We start from the raw sequence: 20,630 nt of genomic DNA on the forward strand, positions 1-20,630 counted from the left end.
GCGACAGCAAGCCGATATATCGGCTTGGATTGCACTCGTGCAATTATTATACCATAAGAAAAAGCAGATTCATATAACCATCACAAGGTTTTCGTTACGAGAACCTCAAACAAGTACGTTATATAAACTGCCTTTTCTTTTTGTAATATTAAGTAAATCACTTTTACTGAAAACTAATTATCTCTTCAAAGTAACAACAACTTTTCTATATGGTTCCTCTCCTTCACTATGTGTTGTCACATACGGATCAGACTGAAGTGCTGAGTGAATAATTCTTCTCTCATAGGGATTCATCGGCTCAAGAGAAACTGGTCTTCTGTTTCTTTTTACCTTATGTGCAATATTCTTGGCAAGATGCTTCAAAGTATCTTCTCTTCTTGCACGGTAATTCTCTGTATCAAGCTTAACTCTTACATATCCATCCTGGTATTTATTTGCAACACGGTTTGCAAGATACTGGAGGGAATCAAGTGTCTGTCCCCTCTTTCCAATCAGGATTCCCATATTGTCACCCTTCATGTCAACAGATAAAGAACCATCTTCTTCAATCACAGAAGTAATCTCCACTTCCATTCCCATCGCTTTCAATGTATCATTGAGAAATACTTCTACAGCGGTTTTAGATTCATCTGTCACTCTTACAGTTACAATTTCACGTTTTACAGAAAATTCTTCCTTTTTCACAGTTCCTGTTGCTTTTTTCTCTGCTTTTGCTTCCTCTTTTATATTTTCTTTTACTTCCCGTTTAAATTCTCTTTTCTCTTTTTTTGTATCTTTTTTTGTTTCTTTCTTTTCATCCAAAGAAATGTCAAATTTAATTTCTTCTGGTACTTCAACTGCTTCAGGCTTTTTTCTTGCTTCGATAACCGCCTGCTTCATACCAATGCCAAGGAAACCAGCGCTTCCTTTTTCAATTACTTCATATTCTAATTTGTCGCTTGTAACACCTAATTGAATCATTGCTTCTGTAATTGCATCATCAACTGTCTTTGATGATACTCTGATACTTCCGTTCATATTCAAATCCTCCCTTTCTATCATTATTTTCGAGAATTTTTTATTTATCTTCTGAATTCTTACCGCTGTTATATCTGCTTACCATATTTGCTTTAGATGCAAGACTTCCGGCTTTTGCATTCTTATTATACTTGGCTGCCTGTTCCAGCTTCTTCTGTCTCTCAGCCTCTGTCATTGCAGATTTCTTAACCGGCTCAACATTTCTAGTACTGGTCATTGCCATTTTGTTGATCTCTCTTGCAGATGTTCCCTTCTTTTCCCGCTTTTCAGCAGCTTTTTTCTGGTTCTCTTCTATCAGTTTGTCTACTCCCTTAGCATTCAGATACTTGTTAATTCCAAGCTGCTGTACACAACGCACGGCAGCACTTATCGCCCAGTATAGACCAAGACCTGCCGGAAGTGTAAATCCGAGGAATACAGAAAACAACGGCATTGTATAAGTCATCATTTTCATCTGATTTGCCATAGCATTATTCTGATCTGTCTGCTGCGTCGGCTGTAGTTTCACACTGATAAACTGTGTCAGACCTGCCAGAACAGGAATGATGACTGCCATGATAATTCCTGCAATAGAAAATGTAGTCAAGGATGCCATCAACAAAGTAAACGGTGTTTCACCGATATTGATTCCAAGGAAACTATTTAAATGCCCCATTGTTGCCGTTGTTTCTGAAACGATTCCTTCAAGAGACGGTATCTTATCAACAAGAGTCGCCCATGTAGCATCCTGAAAACGATACAGTACATTCACTAAAGTATCTGCCTGTGTATAATCAAACTTTTCCGGATTGACAAGAACAGGACTGGCAGAACCAATTGTTTCCATGATCTTCTGATACCCGTCTGTCGCCATAATCTGGTTTACAACCGGCATATACACATCCTTTACACCATCAACATACTTCGGAATGTTCTGGATAACCGGATAGAATGAAAACAGAAGCGGCATCTGGATCAACATTGGGAGACAGCCTCCTGTCGGAGAAGTTCCATATTTCTCATAGAGAATATTCAACTCTTCCTGCTGTTTCAACATGGAAGCCTGATCCTTTTTATTTGCATACTTCTTCTGAATCTTCTGCATTTCGGGACTCATCACTGCTGAGAGCTTTGACCACTTCTGCTGTTTAATCGTCAAAGGAATCATCAGTGTATAAACAACAATTGTAAAGACAATGATACAAATACCGATATTCTGGATTCCAACCGCATCCAAAACATTATAAATTGCATTCATTACTTTACCCATCAGCCATGCAAGCTGCTTGATAATCGGCCAGTCTGCATAACCTGAAGCTAAAACACCATACATATCTTTTCCTCCTTATGGTACGGGATCATATCCCCCTTTTGCAAATGGATTGCAGCGCAGAATTCTCCATGCCGTCAAAAGACCGCCTTTTAAAACACCGTACTTCTCAATTGCCTCTATTCCATACTGAGAACATGTCGGTGTGTAAATACAATGCCACTGCGTCTTGAGACCAGACAGGTATTTCTGATAAAACCGAATCATACCAATACATATTTTTTTCATCTGCGTCACTTTCCTTTATATATATCATGAAGCTTTCCCAAATGGATCAGCGCACTTTTCATGTCTGCAAATGTGATTTCTTTTGCGCTGACTCTGACCACGATAATAATGTCATATCCACATTGGAAATTCTCTTCTAAAAGTCGATAGTTTTCGCGTATCAGCCTTGCAAGATGATGTCTTACAACGCTGTTGCCGACTTTTTTACTTGCGGAAATCCCGATTCTGTTTCTTTCAATCTCATTCTTCATTACATACATAACAAGATACTTATTAGCTAGGGATTTTCCTTTTCGATATACAACTTGAAAATCTTTATTTTTTTTCAAAGACTCTGAGAATTTCATAAATATCCTCTTTTACTATACTCTTTCTTACAGCAGCCGATCATAACAAAATACTATCCACATAGAAAATATTGATCAACTCCTGTCTTCTTCGCACAAATGCAAAGAAACCAGACAAAACTTACACTAAGTTCTGCTGGTTCACCTGCGGAAATAAACTCCCGATATCAGCTTTTTATATCCTCTTCAAGCTCTCGAAATAGAAGAAAAGGTCACATATATGTGACCTATGCTGATAACTGTTTTCTTCCTTTTGCTCTTCTGGCAGCTAATACTTTTCTTCCGCCCGGTGTGCTCATTCTTGCTCTAAATCCATGAACCTTAGCTCTGGAACGCTTCTTCGGCTGAAATGTCATTTTCATTACTCATACACCTCCCTTTACTGGTTATAATAACAGTAGTTGACTTCTTGACAGATATGCATCTGCCATAAAGTGTTGTACTTTTACTCACAATGAACAAAATTTAATTTATGTTCCTAATGTAGTTTCTAAAAGACACTGCTCTTAATTATATTCAAAAAAATGCGATAAGTCAAGCAAAACAAGCGTTTTTTTATTTTAAAGTTATTTCATTATGTAAAAGAAACATCAATGTGGTATTTACAAAAATTAGCAGGAACAGTTACAGATTTAAAAGATATTGGATGCAAAATAGAAATCGTTCAAGAGGAACTTCCAATTATTTTAAACAGAGATTCCATAAGAATTGAGGGCTTAAAGGAGATAAATTATCTCTATACATTTCAGAAAGGAGATCCCCTTTTTAACTACATATATCTGTTCATTATAAAAAGATTAAATTTGTGTCTTGACAACTGAACCACTATATTTTATTTTTTTGATTTAAGCATTGTTTTTCTCCTAAGATTTTGCAGGCTTGAGAAATAATACTGCGAGGTTATTTAATTTGCCGGGGGATTTTCTGCAATTATTCATATTTTACTTTTTTACTTTTATTATATAATTTACATTATTTAGACATATATGTAAAAAGCAGGAGGGATAATATGAAGGATATAATGTCGATAAAAAAACGTCTGGAACAGAAATCAGCAATTAATGGGAAGGCTGGCGTTGCAATTATGTCAGACATGCTAAATGAGGAGAAGATTAGGAATCTTGTAATAAAGCACTATAATAGTATTACATGTGAAAACGAGATGAAACCAGAAATAATTTTGGGAGACGTTCCTGTATTCAGTGTTGATACTGAAGGAAGTATATGTTTAGATGAAAATGGCGATCCGGTTTTAACACTTGATTTCAGCAAGGCAGATAAAATTATGGATTTTATAAAAAAACATAATGAGAAAAATCCAGATGATACAATACGGGTAAGGGGTCATGTACTCGTATGGCATTCACAGACTCCGGATTGGTTTTTTCGTGAAAAATATGACTCTCAGGGGGCATATGTGGGTAAAGAAAAGATGCTGAAGCGCCTTGAAAATTATATTCAGAAAGTGCTAGAGCATTATGACGGAGTAAATAGCCCGTATCGTGGTATTATATATGCCTGGGATGTAGTAAATGAACAGATTGAGCCGGACGATTTTCATCCAGAGAAAAACCCAGGATCAGTGCGCTATACATGTAATAACAAGAATACGGGTTGGTATAATATTTTTCAGGGGGACATTAGCTACATTACTCAGTCATTTGTTTTTGCAAACCGCTATGCGCCTAATGATATCAAGTTATTTTATAATGATTACAATGATGCAGATCCGGTGAAACGGGATGCTATTTGTGTTTTGCTCAGGCAGATTAAGGATACAAAGGGAGCACGTATTGATGGGATGGGAATGCAGGCACACTATCATATGGAGTTTCCGTCTATTGAACAGATTAGAGAAGCTGTGTATATGTATTCATCTATTGTAAATGAAATTCAGTTTACGGAATTTGATATGCAGTCAAGCAAAAGTTATGACGGATCAGACCGCGAGTTGGAGTTAGAGAGAGAGGGAGCAAGGTATAAAGAGTTGTTTCGAACAATTTATAGTCTTGATAAGGAAGATAAAATTAATATTACAGGTGTTACATTCTGGGGCACCCATGACGCAGTTTCGTGGCTACAGGTAGCTGCTTTGGTAGGAGGTGGATCTGATGGAAACAGACCTCAGATGCCGTTGCCATTTGATGATGCCTGTAACGAAAAACCAGCTTTTTGGGGAATTATAGACGCATGATAAAATATCGCTAGAGGGGAAAAGGATTGAAGTTATCATATTTGTTCAGTGATGGAATGGTATTGCAACGGGGAAAAAAGAATTATATTTGGGGAGAGACAAGCCCTGAAATTATAGTAACGGGAATACTCAACGGCAAGAAGTTTAATACTAAGGCAGATACACATGGAATGTTTGTGGCAGAACTTCCGGATCTTCCGGTTGGTGGTCCGTATTGTATGGAAATAAACGGTGACGAGAAGCGTGTAATTAGAAACATTATGAGTGGGGATGTATTTCTTCTGGGCGGTCAGTCCAATATGGAATTGCGAATAAAATTTGTAACAGAGCGGTTTGCAGATGAAATAAAGAAAATAAATGATTCGTTTATCAGAAAGTTTGATGTTCCGAAAGAATATGATTTCGGAGAGAAAAGACAATGGCTTTCCCAAGGACGCTGGGAAAGCGCACAGGGGGAATCGGTCCTTGAATTCAGCGCTTTAGGACTGTTTATGGCATTGTCTCTTCGAGAAAAAAATGATGTCCCGGTCGGGCTGATCCAGACTGCTGTGGAGGGAACGCCGGTGAAAGCATGGTGTAGTGAAGAGACAATAAGGCATATGGGTTTTTATACAGATGAGTTGGAAAAATGTAAAAATGAAGACTATGTTTTATGTACGCAGAAAATAGAAATTGAAAGAGAAAAATACTGGATGAAAAAAGCGGATCAGTCTTTTGATCAAAGGACAGATAGTTTTTATAAAATAAGTATTCCCGGTATATGGAAAGGAAACATGAGAGATTTCTGTGGAACAGTTTTACTGGAAAAGAAGTTCTTTATTACAGAAGAACAGGCAGTTACGCCTGCAGAAATTCTTATGGGAGCGTTTACAGACGCTGATAAAATATATATAAATGGAATCTGCTGCGGTAGTTCTTATGACAGATATGCATCAAGGATTTATCCTGTAGCCCCAGGAATTCTAAGGGCAGGAGAAAATGTGGTCTGCATACATCTGTATGTATTCCGTGGCAGAGGAGGAGCAATGCCAGGAAAACAATATGGAATACGATTCAAAAAGGGGAAAGAAAGATGGCTTGATTTGTCTGGAACATGGGATGCACAGATTAGAAAACAAATGGAATATTTGCCGGAAAAGACATTTTTCAATTATATGGCATCAGCTATGTTTAATGGTATGATATCACCGGTAAGTCCTTATAAGATATGTGCTGTTATTTATTATCAAGGAGAATCTGATGTTGGACATCCGAATAGATATGCGTTAGAATTTCGTGCGCTGGTCAATGACTGGAGAAAATCTTGGAAGGAAAAGCAATTGCCGATTATATACGTACAGCTTGCTGGTTTTTCCGATGGAAATATTAAGAAACAGGGGACGCAATGGGCGGAATTCAGGGAAGTACAGCGGCAGGCAATGGAGATTGAAAATACGGCGATGATACAGGCATATGATGTGGGCGAGTATAATGATCTCCATCCCATGGATAAGAAGACTTTGGGAATGCGAGCTGCGCTTGCTGTACATAAATTGGTTTATGGAGAAAAGGAAGAATGTACAGGACCGCAGGTGAGGAAAATCAGACTGGACAGAGATAAAAGAGTATATGCTGTTTTTGATCAGCCGTTGCAAACCGGAAGTAAAAAAGACGGATGTGAATTAGTAAGTGAAGTTGAACTCAGAAAAGCGAACGGAGATTATAAAAGAGCATATGTCACAGTTGATGGAAATGAAATTTGTGCATGGTTGTCTGATGGCGAGGAACCAACGGGAATTCGTTATGCATGGAAGGATTGTCCTATGAATATATGTCTGTATGGAAAAAGGGGACTTCCGGTCATACCATTTATAAAGGAGTGGGGCAGGGATGCAATCTATACTGGAAAAATTTGTGAGACAGATAGATAATTTTTCAATCCGCAAAAAAATGATTTTTATCTACATATTCTGTATGCTTTTACCAATCACGCTGACAGACGGGGTGATCATATATACGGTTCTGCATACAGAAGCACAGCTGCGCAGATCTGAAATGGAAGATATTGCAGATGCTGTTAACTATCAGATTTTTTATGATTTGGACACTGTTTCAAAAGTAGCAAAAAGTATATATGCGAATCAGTATATCAATGATTTCCTAGAAATGGAATATAGAGATCCTTTTGATTATGTAGTAAGTTATCAGCAATTTTTTAAAGATACACTTTTCCAGAGTTCAGATATGACAGGAAGTTCACTGATAACCTTGTATACAGATAACATTACAATTGTAAGCGGAGGTACGGTCAGAAATCTGGATCTGATCAAAGAAAGCGGTTGGTATCGGGATCTGAATGAAAAAGGAACAGAACAGATGCTTTATTTTGCATATGAACCAGAGGTACCAGGAGCAGTAATGCATCCGGAAAGGCATGTCTACTTTGTTCGTAAGATGAACTACTATGGAGGCGGACAGTCGGAAAAGTTGCTTAAAATTGAAATGGATTACAGTACGATAAATAAAAACCTGCAAAATCTGAATTATGATACGCCCGTATATATATGCCATGAGGGAAAAATTATATTTTCAAATCGTGATGGCGAAAATATCGGAGATGAGTATGAAAAATTTTCAGATTACAAAGAAGTTGAATATAAGAAAACAAGTAATATTTACGGCGCTCAACTGGAAATATACGTGCTACGTCCAGAGACAGATCTTATAGGAAAGCTGGTGGAAAGGCTGCCTATGCTGTTGCTCCTTTTTTCAATCAACATCTTTTTCCCGCTGATCATGGTACTGCTTTTAAACCGTTCATTAACTGCCAGAATCAGCAGATTGAGCAGTATTTTCAGAAACACAGAAGATGAAAATCTGGTTGAGATTGAAAATGTGAGTGCAAAAGATGAAGTAGGTGATCTGATGAGGAATTACAATCGGATGGCATCACGTATAACAACGTTAGTAAACATTGTTTATAAAAATCGGATACTGGAACAGGAAATGACAGTGGCAAGACAAAAGGCGGAGCTTCTTGCACTGAGAAGTCAGATCAATCCTCATTTCCTTTTTAATGCACTTGAAAGTATACGGATGCACAGTGTAATAAGAAAAGAAAAAATCACGGCGGAAATGGTTGAAAAACTTGCTGTTATGCAGAGACAGTATGTGGATTGGGGAGAGGATCTTATTGAGGTAGGTAAGGAGATGGAGATTGTCAAGAATTACATGGATCTTCAGCAGTACCGATTTGGTAAAAGACTGTCATATAGGCTGGATGTGGAAACAGAATGCCAGCATCAGAAGATACCGAAACTGACAATTGTTACATTTGCTGAAAACGCATGTGTGCATGGAATAGAGAAAAAGACTGCACCAGGCTGGATATTTATTACTGTGTACAGAGAAAATGAGGAAATGTGTATTGAAGTAGAAGATACCGGGGAAGGAATGACGGAAAAAGAGTTTGACAGTATGCGGCGAAAGATGAAAAATGCGAGCATAGAACTACTGGAAAATGAAAAAGGCGTAGGTATTATTAATGCCTGCCTGAGACTGAAAATGATGTCACATGATAGAGTGCAATTTGAATTAAACGGGGAAGAGGGAACGGGGGTGTCGGTTCTGATACGCCTGCCATTTATAGAAAGTGAAAAAGGGTGATAAGATGCTGAGAGTACTATTAGTTGATGATGAACCATTTATACTTCGGGGAATGAAAGAGCTTATAGATTGGAAAAATGAAGGATTTGAGATTGTAGGCTCAGCAGCTGACGGAGAAGAGGCACTTCTTTTTCTGCAGAATCACGATGCAGATCTTATTCTTGCTGATATTAAAATGCCAATTATGGATGGTCTTGAGTTGCTTCGTAAGCTGCGAATCTCTGAAAAATATAGAGATATTTATTTTATTATTCTGAGCGGATATGCTGATTTTCAGTATGCTCAGGAGGCAATCAAATATGCATGCAATGACTATATATTGAAACCCGTGGAGAAAGAAAAACTTGTACAGGCACTTCGCAAAGTCAGAGGATTAAAAAATATAGAATTGGAGAAAGAAAGAGAAACAAAAAAACTGGAAAATGCGTATCTTTCCGGGAAACTTATCTCTGTTATTCAGGGAAGATCGGATCCTCTGACGATTGAGTATGTTCAACAGCATATTCGTTTATCAGAACAGGTGAGGTATATTGAAATCCTGATCGATGGAAAAAATTACGAGGACGACTATGAGGATTCCGTAAAGTTAGCAAATCAAAAACAGCTGTATAGTATCTGTAAGGATTATCTTCAGGATGACAGTCAGCATTGTGTGATGGATGTCTCCATACAGGAAAAGGTCTATGATGTTGGTTTCATTTTATGCAGATATATGTATGAATCTTCAGATATTAAAGAATATTTGGGAGATTTTATAAAGTATCTGAGAGAAATACTCGGACTGCCAGTGATTATGATTGTGGGAAAAGAGGTAAAAAATCTGGAAGAAATTGCAAAATCATACAGTACAACGAGGATGGTAAGATCCTTTCAGGGATTCAGGGAAAAAAAGGAAATTTATTATTATGAGGAGGAAATGCAAATTCATACAAACGGGATCATGCTTTGTAAGAAAAGTCTTGATATTCTCCTGAATGCCATTGAACAGAACAATCATGCAGAAATTATGAAAGCAGTTGACGGATTTTATGAGGAAATGAGAGAGCGAGGGATAGCCGGCGAGGTAATGCGTCTTAATATTAATTATCTTCTTTTTCAGCTGCTGCATCTTGCATCGGAGCTGGATGACAGTGTAAATCAGGAAGAGATATTGAGGATGATCAGTGAAGGGACTTTTGAGGCTGGGATTCTGCGGGGAAGTAAAGCTCATCTGTGTAGGGTCGCATGTGAATACGGGGATTATTTGGCTCAAATGCGTAAGGATTCCTCACGAGGTATATTGGGGAAAGTAGAAAAAGAGATTCGGGAGAGATATGCGGAGAATCTGACACTTAAAGAATTCGGTGAGAAATATTACCTGAATGGAGCGTATCTGGGACAGCTATTTAGGAAAAAATTCGGACAGTCGTTTAAAGACTATCTAAATAATTGCCGGATAGAACAGGCTTGCCATCTGTTGCTGAGGACAGATAAGAAAATATACCAGATAGCGGAGATGGTGGGATACCGGGATCTGGACTATTTTGTGAATCGTTTTATCTCAGTGAAAGGTTGTACACCGGCAAAATTCCGAAAACAGGCGAAGACGAAGGATGAAAAGAAAGGGGCAGAAGATTTATCAGAGTGAAGTTCTATAGTTTATCCTGCTTTTTGATATACTTTATCTGATTTTTTTCAGGTAGTGATCCGTTAAAATAAAGTTATCAAATTTAAGGAGGAAAATTATGAAAGCAAAAAGAGTGACGGGAATGCTGCTGGTATCTGCACTTGCAGTATCACTGTTTACCGGATGTGGCGGCGGAAGCAGCGAGAATGAGGGAGGAATAAAAGAATTTACAGCTTTCTTTGCGGTTCCCGGGGCTGAAATCAATGACGACAATGAGATTCAGCAGATTATCGCAGAAAAAACCGGTGCAAAGGTGGACGAGACATGGCTTACCGGTCAGACAGCTTCTGAGGCGGTAGGGACGCTGATTGCCGGAGGTGAGTATCCAGATTTTATTGATGGCGGAGATGCAATGGGACAGCTCTATGAGGCAGGAGCACTTGTTCCTTTGGATGATTATCTGGATGATTATCCGAATATCAAGGCGTATTATTCGGATGAAGAGTGGAATAAGCTGAGACGGGATGATGGTCATATTTACTGGATTCAGCAGTTTCAGAATATTAAGGGAGAAGAGAAGGCTACGACGCATAATGATGAAGCCTTTTGGATTCAGACAAGAGTACTGGAGTGGGCAGGATATCCTGAAGTAAATACTTTGGAAGAATATTTTGATCTTTTGGAAAGCTATATGGAAGCCAATCCTACAATGGAAGACGGAACAGAGAATATTGCTTACACAATTCTATGTGAAGACTGGAGATATTATTGCCTGGAAAATGCACCGCAGTTTCTGGATGGTTATCCAAATGACGGATCTGTGATTGTTGATCCAGATGAACTGAAGATTATTGATTATAATACTACAGATACTGCAAAACGGTACTTTCAGAAATTGAATGAAGAATACCAGAAAGGTTATGTGGATCCTGAATCATTTACACAGACTTATGATGAATATATTGCTAAACTTTCTACAGGACGTGTGCTGGGAATGGTCGATCAGTGGTGGAACTTTGCATATAATGTAAATGATTCCTTGAAACAACAGGGACTTGATGAGAAAGGATGCAGTTATGTGCCGCTTCCGATCACTATCGATGAAGGAATTAAAAATCAGTGGCACAATTCAGGAGGAGCTCTGAATGTAGGAACAGGACTTGGAATTACAACAAGCTGCAAAGATGTGGAAGGAGCACTGCAGTTTATAGACGATTTGCTTAGTCAGGATATTCATAATCTGAGATTCTGGGGAGAAGAGGGTGTCGATTATGAAGTTGATGATGATGGATTGTTTTATCGGACAGAAGAACAGAGAATGCAGGCAGCAGATACAGCATACAAAGCATCACACCTTTGTTCATATTCTTATTTCCCATCCTATAAAGGAACGAGTGATGATGGTATCAATGCAAATTGGCCTGATGAGCAACCGGATGAATTTTTTGACAGTCTGAACTCAGCCGTACAGAAATGTTTTAAGGCATATGGCGTTGAGACATATGTGGATATGCTGGGAACGAATGAGGCTCCTGGTCCATGGTATCCGATGTATTCATTTTCCGGTACGATGACTACAAGTACACCGGGTGGTGTGGCATGGACAAAAATGGGAGAGATAAAACATGAATATCTTCCGAGAGCTGTCATGGCAGATGATTTTGAGAGTGAATGGAATACATATATGAAAGCCTATGAGGGATGCAATCCACAGGATTTCCTTGATGAGATGCAGGCGGAATTGGATCGTAGAATGGAAGAAGCAGCTAAATTCGAATAGGATATAACATACAAAACGGGCAGATATGTGTCATGCTTATCTGCCTGTTTGAAAAATGAGGTGAATCTATGTCTTTAGGAATAAAGAGAAAAAAAACAGCAGTGGCTGAACCCAAAATTCATTTTAGTTGGAAGGAGGCAAAACGACAGAAATCCCTTCTAATCTGGTCTGGAATTATTGTAATTTATGGTATCATTTTCTACTATCTCCCATTGGGCGGCTGGCTGATGGCTTTTCAGAACTACAGACCGATTGACGGACTTTTTCACTCTGAGTTTGTCGGATTGCAAAAGTTTCAGCAGTTGTTTTCAGATGCGACTTTTTTACGGGTAATACGAAATACACTTGCAATGGGTGTGATCAATTTGGTGGTTACTTTCGTTGCTGCAATTGCATTTGCAATCCTTCTCAATGAGGTACGAAATACAATTGGGAAAAAAACAGTACAGACAATATCGTACCTGCCGCATTTCCTGTCATGGATTATTGTAACCGGCATCATTCATGATGCTTTGTCAGGAACTGGCATTATTAATGAATTGCTTGTTAATTTGAATGTTATTGATCAGCCGATTAATTTTTTTGCTCATAAAGAGTATTTCTGGCCTATTGTCGCTTTTGCCAACGTATGGAAAGAAACCGGATGGAATGCAATTATATATCTGGCGGCAATAACAGCTATTGATCCGTCACTTTACGAAGCGGCATCAATTGACGGAGCAGGAAGGTGGGCGAAGATTAAACATGTAACACTTCCGGGAATAAGACCTACTATTATGATTCTGCTTCTTATGAATGTTGGAAATGTGTTGAATGCAGGGTTTGAAATTCAGTATCTGTTAGGAAACGGGCTTGTTCAGAGTGTATCCCAGACAATTGACATTTACGTGCTGAATTGGGGTATCAGTCAGGGAGATTTTTCCATTGGTACAGCAGCAGGTATATTTAAGAGTGTGGTAAGTATTGTTCTAATTGTTATTGCAAATCAGATTGCAAAACGTAATGGAGACGAAAGATTATTCTAAGGAGGGCTCAAGATGGGAACAAGAAAAAAAATAAAATCATCGCCCGCAGATAAAGTGTTTACAGTATGCAATACAATTTTTATGATTCTGTTTATTCTTATCACACTGTATCCGATTCTGAATACGCTTGCTCTTGCATTTAATGACGGAACGGATGCATTGCGAGGCGGTATATATCTGATACCGAGAAAATGGACATTGAAAAACTTTATTACTGTTTTACAGAAAGACAATCTGATCACAGGTGCCTATATTACTGTGGCACGAACACTGATCGGAACGTTTACAGCCCTTATTGCTAATGCGATACTGGCATTTATTGTAAGCAGAAAAAGATTTTTATTTAAAAAACAGCTGTCTCTTTTCTGGGTTATTACGATGTATGTAAATGGTGGTATGATTCCAACATTTTTGCTGTACAAAGGACTTGGGTTAACAAACAGTTTCTGGGTATATGTGATTCCGGGAATGATTAGTGCATTTAATATGCTTGTTATACGTACATATATGAATGGACTTCCAGACAGTCTGGAGGAGTCAGCGCAGCTTGATGGAGCAGGATACTTCACTATTTTTACGAAAATCATTTCTCCTCTGTGCAAACCTGTTTATGCGACAGTTGCTCTTTTTGTAGCAGTGGGACAGTGGAATTCATGGTTTGATGCAATGTTGTACAACAGAATGAATGCAAATTTAACAACATTGCAGTATGAGCTGATGAAATTACTGTCGTCTGTGACGAATCAAGGGGCTTCGGCAGAGGCAATGAAAAATGCAACAGGTTCGGTTACTCCTGAGACAGTTCGAGCAGCGGCGTCAATACTGACTATGCTTCCAATCATTTGTATTTACCCGTTCTTACAGCGATATTTTGTTACCGGACTTACTTTAGGTGGCGTAAAAGAATAATATATAGGCGGAGGTTAAAGGATGGACAGAAAAGAAGCCAGGAGAAAAGCACAGGAACTGGTTATGAAAATGACTATAGAGGAGAAGGCTTCTCAGCTCAGATATGATTCACCAGGTATTTCCAGGCTTGGGATTCCAGAATACAATTGGTGGAATGAAGGGTTACATGGAGTTGCGAGAGCGGGAATTGCAACAGTTTTTCCGCAGGCAATTGGAATGGCCGCCTCATTTGATGAAGATATGGTTCGAAAAATAGGAGATATTATTGCAGAAGAAGGCAGGGCAAAATATAATGCGGCTTCTAAACAAGATGATAGAGATATCTACAAAGGACTTACTTTCTGGGCTCCAAATGTAAATATCTTTCGCGACCCCCGCTGGGGCAGAGGGCACGAGACATATGGAGAGGATCCTTGCCTTACGGCTACTTTAGGCAAAGCCTATGTGGAAGGGCTTCAGGGAAATGGTGAGACGATGAAAGCGGCTGCCTGCGCGAAACATTTTGCAGTTCATTCCGGTCCAGAGGCATTACGTCATGAGTTTAATGCCGAAGTATCTCAAAAGGATATGGAAGAGACATATCTTCCAGCTTTCAAAGCTCTTGTAGAGGATGCGCATGTGGAAGCTGTTATGGGAGCCTATAATTGTGTCAATGGTGAACCCTGTTGTGGCAGTAAGACACTTATAAAAAATAAACTTCGGGGTGAGTGGAATTTTGAAGGGCATTTTGTTTCTGATTGCTGGGCAATAAGGGATTTTCATGAAAACCATATGGTTACGGGTACGCCAATGCAGTCTGCAGCAATGGCATTGAATGCAGGGTGTGATTTGAACTGTGGAAATACATATCTTCATATCCTTAATGCTTATCATCATGGCATGGTTACAGAGGAAGCTATTACGGAGGCTGCAGTCCGTCTTTTTACAACCCGTTTTATGCTGGGACTTTTTGATGGAAGTGAGTATGACAAAATACCATATTCTAAAGTGGAATGTAGCGAACATCTTTTGATAGCACACAAGGCAGCGTTAGAAAGCATTGTGCTTTTGAAAAACGAGAATGGAATTCTTCCGTTGAAAGAGAATGAGATAAAAACATTAGGCATTATTGGACCTAATGCAGACAGCAGGGCAGCTCTGATCGGGAATTATCACGGAACATCATCAGAATATGTAACTGTATTGGAAGGAGTCAGAAGATATGTGGGTGATGAGATAAGGATTATTTACTCACAGGGATGCGATCTTTTCAAAAATAAAACAGAACCTCTTGCCCAGGATATGGATCGCTTATCAGAAGCTGTAACTGTAGCACAAAATAGTGACGTGATTATCCTGTGTCTTGGCCTGGATGAGACTCTGGAAGGTGAAGAAGGAGATACAGGAAATAGCTATGCGTCTGGTGATAAGGAAGATCTTCAACTCCCGTTGTGCCAGCGTAGATTGATGGAAGTGGTGGCGCAGACTGGAAAACCGGTGATTTTATGTATGATGGCAGGGAGTGACATAGACTTGAGTTTTGCACAGAAACATTTTGAGGGAATTCTTCAACTCTGGTATCCAGGTGCCCGTGGAGGAAATGCTGTTGCGGAAATCCTGTTCGGAAAAGAATCTCCTTCAGGAAAACTGCCTGTTACTTTTTATGAAACTTTGAGCGAACTGCCTTCGTTTGAAGATTATTCCATGAGTGGAAGAACATACCGGTATATGAAAGGAAAGGCTCAGTATCCTTTCGGGTACGGACTAACTTATGGAAAGGCGGAAGTCCGCTCAGTAGAAGTGGTGGAAACAGAAACAGGAGCAAATGTTTTCGTGAAGGTGGAAAATACGGGCGAAAGAGATATTTGTGAGGTATTGCAGATCTATATCAAGTGTGAGAATTCGATTTATGCGGTTCCGAACCCGCAGTTATGCGGGTTCTGCAGAGTAAAACTTTACAAGGAAGAAAGAAAAACCCTTCAGGTACATATTCCTGGGGAAGCATTTACTGTTGTGGATGAAGAAGGACGTCATATTGCAGGGGGAAAGCATTATACAATCTATGCCGGTTTCTCTCAGCCTGATGCGAAAAGCGAGGAACTTACGGGTATGAGTCCTGTTAAGGTGGAGTTTAGAAAAAGGTAGACTGAACTTAAGAATGGAGAAAGCTATGAAGATTAATCTGGACAGTCCTGTTATTGTTTTTTTAACTACAGTTGCAGATTTTATGATATTAAATATTCTGTTCATTTTATGCTGTGCGCCGGTCATTACGATCGGCCCGGCAGTCAGTGCCCTTTACACGATTACTATGCGCGAGGCAAGACATGAGGGTGGATATATATTCAAACCTTTTTTCAAAGCATTTAAAAATAATTTCAAGCAGGCGTTTCTCTTATCCATCTTGTATTTAATAATCGGAGCAGTTTTTGTTTTCGGAGTGAAGTTTTGGCTAGAAAAGCCGGAATTTTCAACGGTCAATCAGGTGATTCTCGTGATTACGGGAGTATTTGCAGTTATTTTTATTTTTTCACTTCTTTATGTATTTGCTTTAATAGCCAGATTCGATAATAGTATTTTTAAAACTGTGAAAAATGCAGTGATTCTGGCTGTTTTTAATCTGAGAGAGACATTTTTGCTGACTCTGATCCATGTAATTGTAATTGTGCTTATGATTTTTACAAAAGGTATTTGGATTTTTATGATGGTTGGCGGATTTTCAGTCTGTGCATATATAAATTCACTGCTTTTTATAAGAGTATTCCGGCAATATGAAAAGATAGAAGGAGGAAATCATGATGACTAAAATGGTAATCAATCCGAACAGGAAACTGAGCAGGATTAACAGACAAATATACGGTCATTTTTCTGAACATCTAGGAAGATGTATTTATGAAGGAATTTATGTGGGGAAAAATTCACCTATTGAAAATGTGAATGGAATGAGATCTGATGTAGTTGAAGCGTTGAAAGAGATTCGAGTTCCAGTGCTTCGTTGGCCTGGAGGATGTTTTGCAGATGAGTATCACTGGATGGACGGAATAGGTCCTGTGGGTTCACGTAAAAAGATGATTAATACAAATTGGGGAGGCGTGTTGGAAGACAACAGTTTCGGAACACACGAATATTTTGAGCTCTGCCGTCAGCTCGGATGCCAAACGTATATTAATGGAAATTTGGGAAGTGGAACAGTTCGTGAAATGTCTGAGTGGATAGAATATATGACATTTGATGGAATATCCCCTATGTCCGAACTGAGAGGAAAGAATGGTCAACAAGCTCCATGGAAAGTTGATTATTTTGGAATCGGAAATGAAAACTGGGGATGCGGGGGAAACATGAACCCAGATTATTATGCAAATGAGTATCGCAGATATCAGAGTTTTGTTCGTGACTATAATAATGAACATCATATTCAAAAGATTTGCTGCGGAGCACCACACGAAGATTATGAGTGGACGAAAGAGGTATTGGCAACCTGTTTCCGTAGAACTTACGAAGAACAGCATGGATTTATGGATGGACTTTCTCTCCACTATTATGTATATCCAGAGGGGATTGAAATCAAAGGAAGCTCAACGGAGTTTGATGAAAATGTCTGGTATAAGACATTGAATAAGGCGGTGTATATGGATGAACTTATTCGCAGACATGGTAATATTATGGATGAATATGATCCTCTGAAAAAAATAGGCATGATTGTAGATGAATGGGGAACGTGGTATACATGTGAGCCGGGTACAAATCCGGGATTTCTTTATCAGCAGAATACGATGCGTGATGCACTTGTAGCGGGGATCACATTGAATATATTTAATAAACACAGCGATCGTGTGAAGATGGCAAATCTTGCACAGATTGTTAACGTACTCCAGGCTGTTCTGCTTACTGAGGGGGATAAAATGATTAAGACGCCTACATATCATGTCTTTGACATCTATAAAGAACATCAGGATTCGAATCTTGTGGAGAGCAGTATTGAGATAGAGATGATTGGGGTGGAAGAAAAGTGGAAGGTACCGAATCTGACAGAATCTGTCTCAGAAACAGCGGATGGAACACTCCATCTTACTATAACAAATCTTTCTGTCGATCAAAGTTTTGATATAGATACTACGATTATTGATAGAAGTGTAAAAACAGTAAAAGGAGAAATTGTTACGGAGGAAATACACGCAAAAAATACTTTTGAAGAACCGGAGTGTGTTACAGTAAAAAAATATGATGGAACACAGATTACGGAAAAGGGAATTCGGTTTACGATTCCGACGTGCAGTGTCCTGCATCTAGAAGTGAGGTAGAATGGTTGTGGGGAGTGAGCAGCATCGATTATGCAGAAAATGTCTATTAAAAGATATGTCTGAAAAAGAATTTTTTCACAATATGTATCGCTATATTTCCAATCTTCCAGAAGATGATAAAGTTTCCAATTCGGAATATGAGCGCAGATTGAAAAAATGCGGAGAATGTACGAATTTGTTGAATGGTATATGTAGGATCTGCGGATGCTTTGTTGAGATGCGTGCAGCGATAGCTGTTAAACATTGTCCTAACAGTGTTCCTAAATGGTAGAATTTTCTACAAGTATAAAATAGGGTGAAATCCTCTAGTCTTACATGTCTTGAAAATAGTAAAAACAAAATAGGAGTGGATGTAAAAATTACTCTACTCCTATTTTTTTTATTGATATCGGTAAAGGACAACTGGTGATATGCTCTAACGTATCTCGGCTAAATCATAAAGTAGATAAAAGAAATTGTTGAGGTACTAAAGTCAAATAATGTTGATATGAAAAGATGTATCGACTGAAAAGTATAGTGATAAAAATATTTTTCTAAGATGATATTCAATTTATTTAGAAATCAAATTTAAATGTTTGGAAGTCTATGGTCAAGTTTATAGTAGCTTGATAGAGGTAGTGGTTTACTCTAAAGGTTGATAAGAGGAATATTAGGATATAGATAAGATATCATTAACTATTTTACAATCACGAATAATAGAAAGTCATATTTCAAGAAAGAAATGTGACTTTTTTTATTTGACAAAAACTGATAAAATATTACGTGATTTTACTAAATTCTGTAAAGGTGTGTTCAACGAAAGTCGAATACACCTTTTTTTGTAGTATTTTGTCATAAGTTGTCACTTCACAAAGGACGAGATCCACCAATTTCCAATCTGAGAAAAACAGATTGGAGGAAAGAAAATGGAGCAAAAACGTCCGAAAAGAAGAAAAGATAAATATAATCCATATACTATATGCCGTATGAATGGAAAATATTACATATGCTTTTATAATGTTCAGAAAGAAAAAATCTGTATTGAAATAAGTAAAGAATTATATGAAACTTTTGATTCATTTGAATTGGAAGATAAAAGACAGTTGAATATTTATGACAGGTATATGGAACATTCAGAGGTATACGAATGGACATTAGAAAAGTATTCTGATCAAATAAGAGAATCGGCAGAAAATGAGGCATTAAAAGATATAACATTGCAGGAATTATATCAGGCAATAGATTTACTACCAGATATTCAACGACGAAGATTGATATATTATTATTTCAATAATTTGACTTATGAAGAAATTGCTCATATAGAAAAATGTTCTTTTCAGGCAGTTATGAAGTCAGTGAAATTGGCAGAAAGAAAACTTAAAGAATATTTGGAATAATGTATTATGATGACGGGGAGCAGTTGGAAGGAGCAATCTGTTAAGACGATATCTTCAGTTTAGTTCCAATTGAAAAAAATAACAATAGCGGGTTGTAAAAATACTCATAAGTGAGGAAACAGGTGGAAGAGTTAATCTTTCGCCTGTTTTTTTCGTAGGGGAAAAGCGGGCAGGAACCTTGAAAAGTTCATACCCATTCATCAAGTACCTTCCTGTTGCTATCGTGATGAGCGTAAGCCACATTAGCAGGTACGCCATGATCCAGACAGATAAAGGCAGAGAAATTTCACCCATATAGAAGAATTGGTTTGCGGCTGTTTTATCTGTCCGGGGAGCGGAAAATACCTGGCTATAACTGTCAGATTGCTACTGATAAGGCGATAACAGGCAACAGGGATTATGATACTCCTGTCCGGTCATAAAGTCGAGCGTTAAGAGCGTCGCAACAAGTGAGGGCAGCTTTGGGAGAACCTCAAAGGGGTATAGGCCCGTGGAGCTGATTAGCAGTCAGCCGCTTGATGATTTCCCTGCAAAAATATATGCGATAACAGCCGGGGTGCCGAGGACAAATAGGCTGAAACAGGCAATTATGGTAGTCGGATACAAAGAAATACCTTGTGTCCGGCTGATACATACCCGTTGTGAATAATGGTTTCCAAAGAGCGAGGAGGGCCTTATAGAGCAAAGAAAATTCTAAGGCATAGAGAGGAAGGAGATATGATTGTGGAAGAACAAGAAGTACGGCGCGGAGAGATTTATCACGCAGATCTGAATCCTGTTTTTGGGAGTGAGCAAGGAGGATATCGCCCTGTGCTGATCATCCAGAACAACCGGGGAAAGAGAATTATGTATTTCTGGATCAAAATCAGCAGCTGGCATTCATCAAACCATCGAATTATGAAATATCAAAAAAG

The 20,630-nt window shown here is 38.6% G+C and carries 20 protein-coding genes; 15 read left to right on the forward strand and 5 right to left on the reverse strand.

Annotated elements, in window-relative coordinates; translation table 11 throughout:
• Positions 1 to 177: 177 nt before the first annotated feature.
• The 5 genes from jag to rpmH all read right to left on the reverse strand — a co-directional run bounded on the left by jag (position 178) and on the right by rpmH (position 3,263).
• Entirely contained in the window at positions 178 to 1,017 is an 840-nt protein-coding gene (gene jag, locus NFS18_RS01195) for an RNA-binding cell elongation regulator Jag/EloR (RefSeq protein WP_251386820.1), read from the reverse strand.
• 40 nt (positions 1,018 to 1,057) lie between these two features.
• Complete coding sequence (locus NFS18_RS01200; RefSeq protein ID WP_251386822.1) at positions 1,058 to 2,329, reverse strand: YidC/Oxa1 family membrane protein insertase; 1,272 nt, start codon at positions 2,327 to 2,329, stop codon at positions 1,058 to 1,060.
• 12 nt (positions 2,330 to 2,341) lie between these two features.
• A complete protein-coding gene (yidD, locus tag NFS18_RS01205) occupies positions 2,342 to 2,554 on the reverse strand; it encodes a membrane protein insertion efficiency factor YidD (protein ID WP_251386824.1) in 213 nt (70 codons plus the stop codon).
• 5 nt (positions 2,555 to 2,559) lie between these two features.
• On the reverse strand, positions 2,560 to 2,901 hold the full coding sequence (gene rnpA, locus NFS18_RS01210) for a ribonuclease P protein component (protein WP_251386825.1): 342 nt from the start codon (positions 2,899 to 2,901) through the stop codon (positions 2,560 to 2,562).
• A 227-nt stretch (positions 2,902 to 3,128) separates the two neighbouring features.
• The gene (gene rpmH / locus NFS18_RS01215) at positions 3,129 to 3,263 is read right to left on the reverse strand and encodes a 50S ribosomal protein L34 (RefSeq protein ID WP_004841272.1); all 135 of its coding nucleotides are present in this window, start codon (positions 3,261 to 3,263) and stop codon (positions 3,129 to 3,131) included.
• 231 nt (positions 3,264 to 3,494) lie between these two features.
• Here rpmH and NFS18_RS01220 point away from each other — a divergent pair, with 231 nt between their 5' ends.
• The 15 genes from NFS18_RS01220 to NFS18_RS01290 all read left to right on the forward strand — a co-directional run.
• Positions 3,495 to 3,722, forward strand: a complete 228-nt coding sequence (locus tag NFS18_RS01220) for a hypothetical protein (protein WP_251386827.1) — start codon at positions 3,495 to 3,497, stop codon at positions 3,720 to 3,722.
• A 188-nt stretch (positions 3,723 to 3,910) separates the two neighbouring features.
• On the forward strand, positions 3,911 to 5,095 hold the full coding sequence (locus NFS18_RS01225) for an endo-1,4-beta-xylanase (protein WP_227567426.1): 1,185 nt from the start codon (positions 3,911 to 3,913) through the stop codon (positions 5,093 to 5,095).
• 26 nt (positions 5,096 to 5,121) lie between these two features.
• Positions 5,122 to 7,005 carry a sialate O-acetylesterase gene (locus tag NFS18_RS01230; RefSeq protein ID WP_251386829.1) on the forward strand — a complete coding sequence of 628 codons (1,884 nt, stop codon included), beginning with the start codon at positions 5,122 to 5,124 and terminating at the stop codon, positions 7,003 to 7,005.
• On the forward strand, positions 6,965 to 8,740 hold the full coding sequence (locus tag NFS18_RS01235) for a sensor histidine kinase (RefSeq protein ID WP_251386831.1): 1,776 nt from the start codon (positions 6,965 to 6,967) through the stop codon (positions 8,738 to 8,740). The genes NFS18_RS01230 and NFS18_RS01235 overlap by 41 nt, the downstream gene beginning before the upstream one ends.
• A 4-nt stretch (positions 8,741 to 8,744) precedes the next feature.
• Positions 8,745 to 10,367, forward strand: a complete 1,623-nt coding sequence (locus tag NFS18_RS01240) for a response regulator transcription factor (protein WP_101871481.1) — start codon at positions 8,745 to 8,747, stop codon at positions 10,365 to 10,367.
• Positions 10,368 to 10,464: 97 nt separating this feature from the next.
• Complete coding sequence (locus tag NFS18_RS01245) at positions 10,465 to 12,126, forward strand: type 2 periplasmic-binding domain-containing protein (protein WP_251386832.1); 1,662 nt, start codon at positions 10,465 to 10,467, stop codon at positions 12,124 to 12,126.
• Between the two features lie 68 nt (positions 12,127 to 12,194).
• Complete coding sequence (locus NFS18_RS01250; RefSeq protein ID WP_087149886.1) at positions 12,195 to 13,151, forward strand: ABC transporter permease; 957 nt, start codon at positions 12,195 to 12,197, stop codon at positions 13,149 to 13,151.
• Positions 13,152 to 13,163: 12 nt separating this feature from the next.
• Positions 13,164 to 14,060, forward strand: coding sequence for a carbohydrate ABC transporter permease (locus tag NFS18_RS01255; protein WP_064786857.1), 897 nt, complete (start codon positions 13,164 to 13,166; stop codon positions 14,058 to 14,060).
• A gap of 21 nt (positions 14,061 to 14,081) precedes the next feature.
• Positions 14,082 to 16,184: a glycoside hydrolase family 3 C-terminal domain-containing protein gene (locus tag NFS18_RS01260; RefSeq protein ID WP_118006325.1), complete on the forward strand. Its 2,103-nt coding sequence runs from the start codon at positions 14,082 to 14,084 to the stop codon at positions 16,182 to 16,184.
• 25 nt (positions 16,185 to 16,209) lie between these two features.
• The gene (locus tag NFS18_RS01265) at positions 16,210 to 16,845 is read left to right on the forward strand and encodes a YesL family protein (RefSeq protein ID WP_251386833.1); all 636 of its coding nucleotides are present in this window, start codon (positions 16,210 to 16,212) and stop codon (positions 16,843 to 16,845) included.
• Positions 16,838 to 18,340, forward strand: coding sequence for an alpha-N-arabinofuranosidase (locus NFS18_RS01270; protein WP_251386857.1), 1,503 nt, complete (start codon positions 16,838 to 16,840; stop codon positions 18,338 to 18,340). Before NFS18_RS01265 ends, NFS18_RS01270 begins: the two co-directional genes overlap by 8 nt.
• 1 nt (position 18,341) lies before the next feature.
• Positions 18,342 to 18,611, forward strand: coding sequence for a DUF6171 family protein (locus NFS18_RS19665; protein ID WP_101871488.1), 270 nt, complete (start codon positions 18,342 to 18,344; stop codon positions 18,609 to 18,611).
• A gap of 634 nt (positions 18,612 to 19,245) precedes the next feature.
• Entirely contained in the window at positions 19,246 to 19,716 is a 471-nt protein-coding gene (locus NFS18_RS01280; protein WP_251386834.1) for an RNA polymerase sigma factor, read from the forward strand.
• A 490-nt stretch (positions 19,717 to 20,206) separates the two neighbouring features.
• Positions 20,207 to 20,365, forward strand: a complete 159-nt coding sequence (locus NFS18_RS01285) for a hypothetical protein (RefSeq protein WP_251386835.1) — start codon at positions 20,207 to 20,209, stop codon at positions 20,363 to 20,365.
• A gap of 68 nt (positions 20,366 to 20,433) precedes the next feature.
• Positions 20,434 to 20,630, forward strand: a 197-nt coding sequence (locus tag NFS18_RS01290; protein WP_408631541.1) for a type II toxin-antitoxin system PemK/MazF family toxin, incomplete at its 3' end; no start/stop codon positions are given.

Origin of the sequence: Mediterraneibacter agrestimuris (genome assembly GCF_943193195.1) — a bacterium.
GTDB lineage: Bacteria > Bacillota > Clostridia > Lachnospirales > Lachnospiraceae > Schaedlerella > Schaedlerella agrestimuris.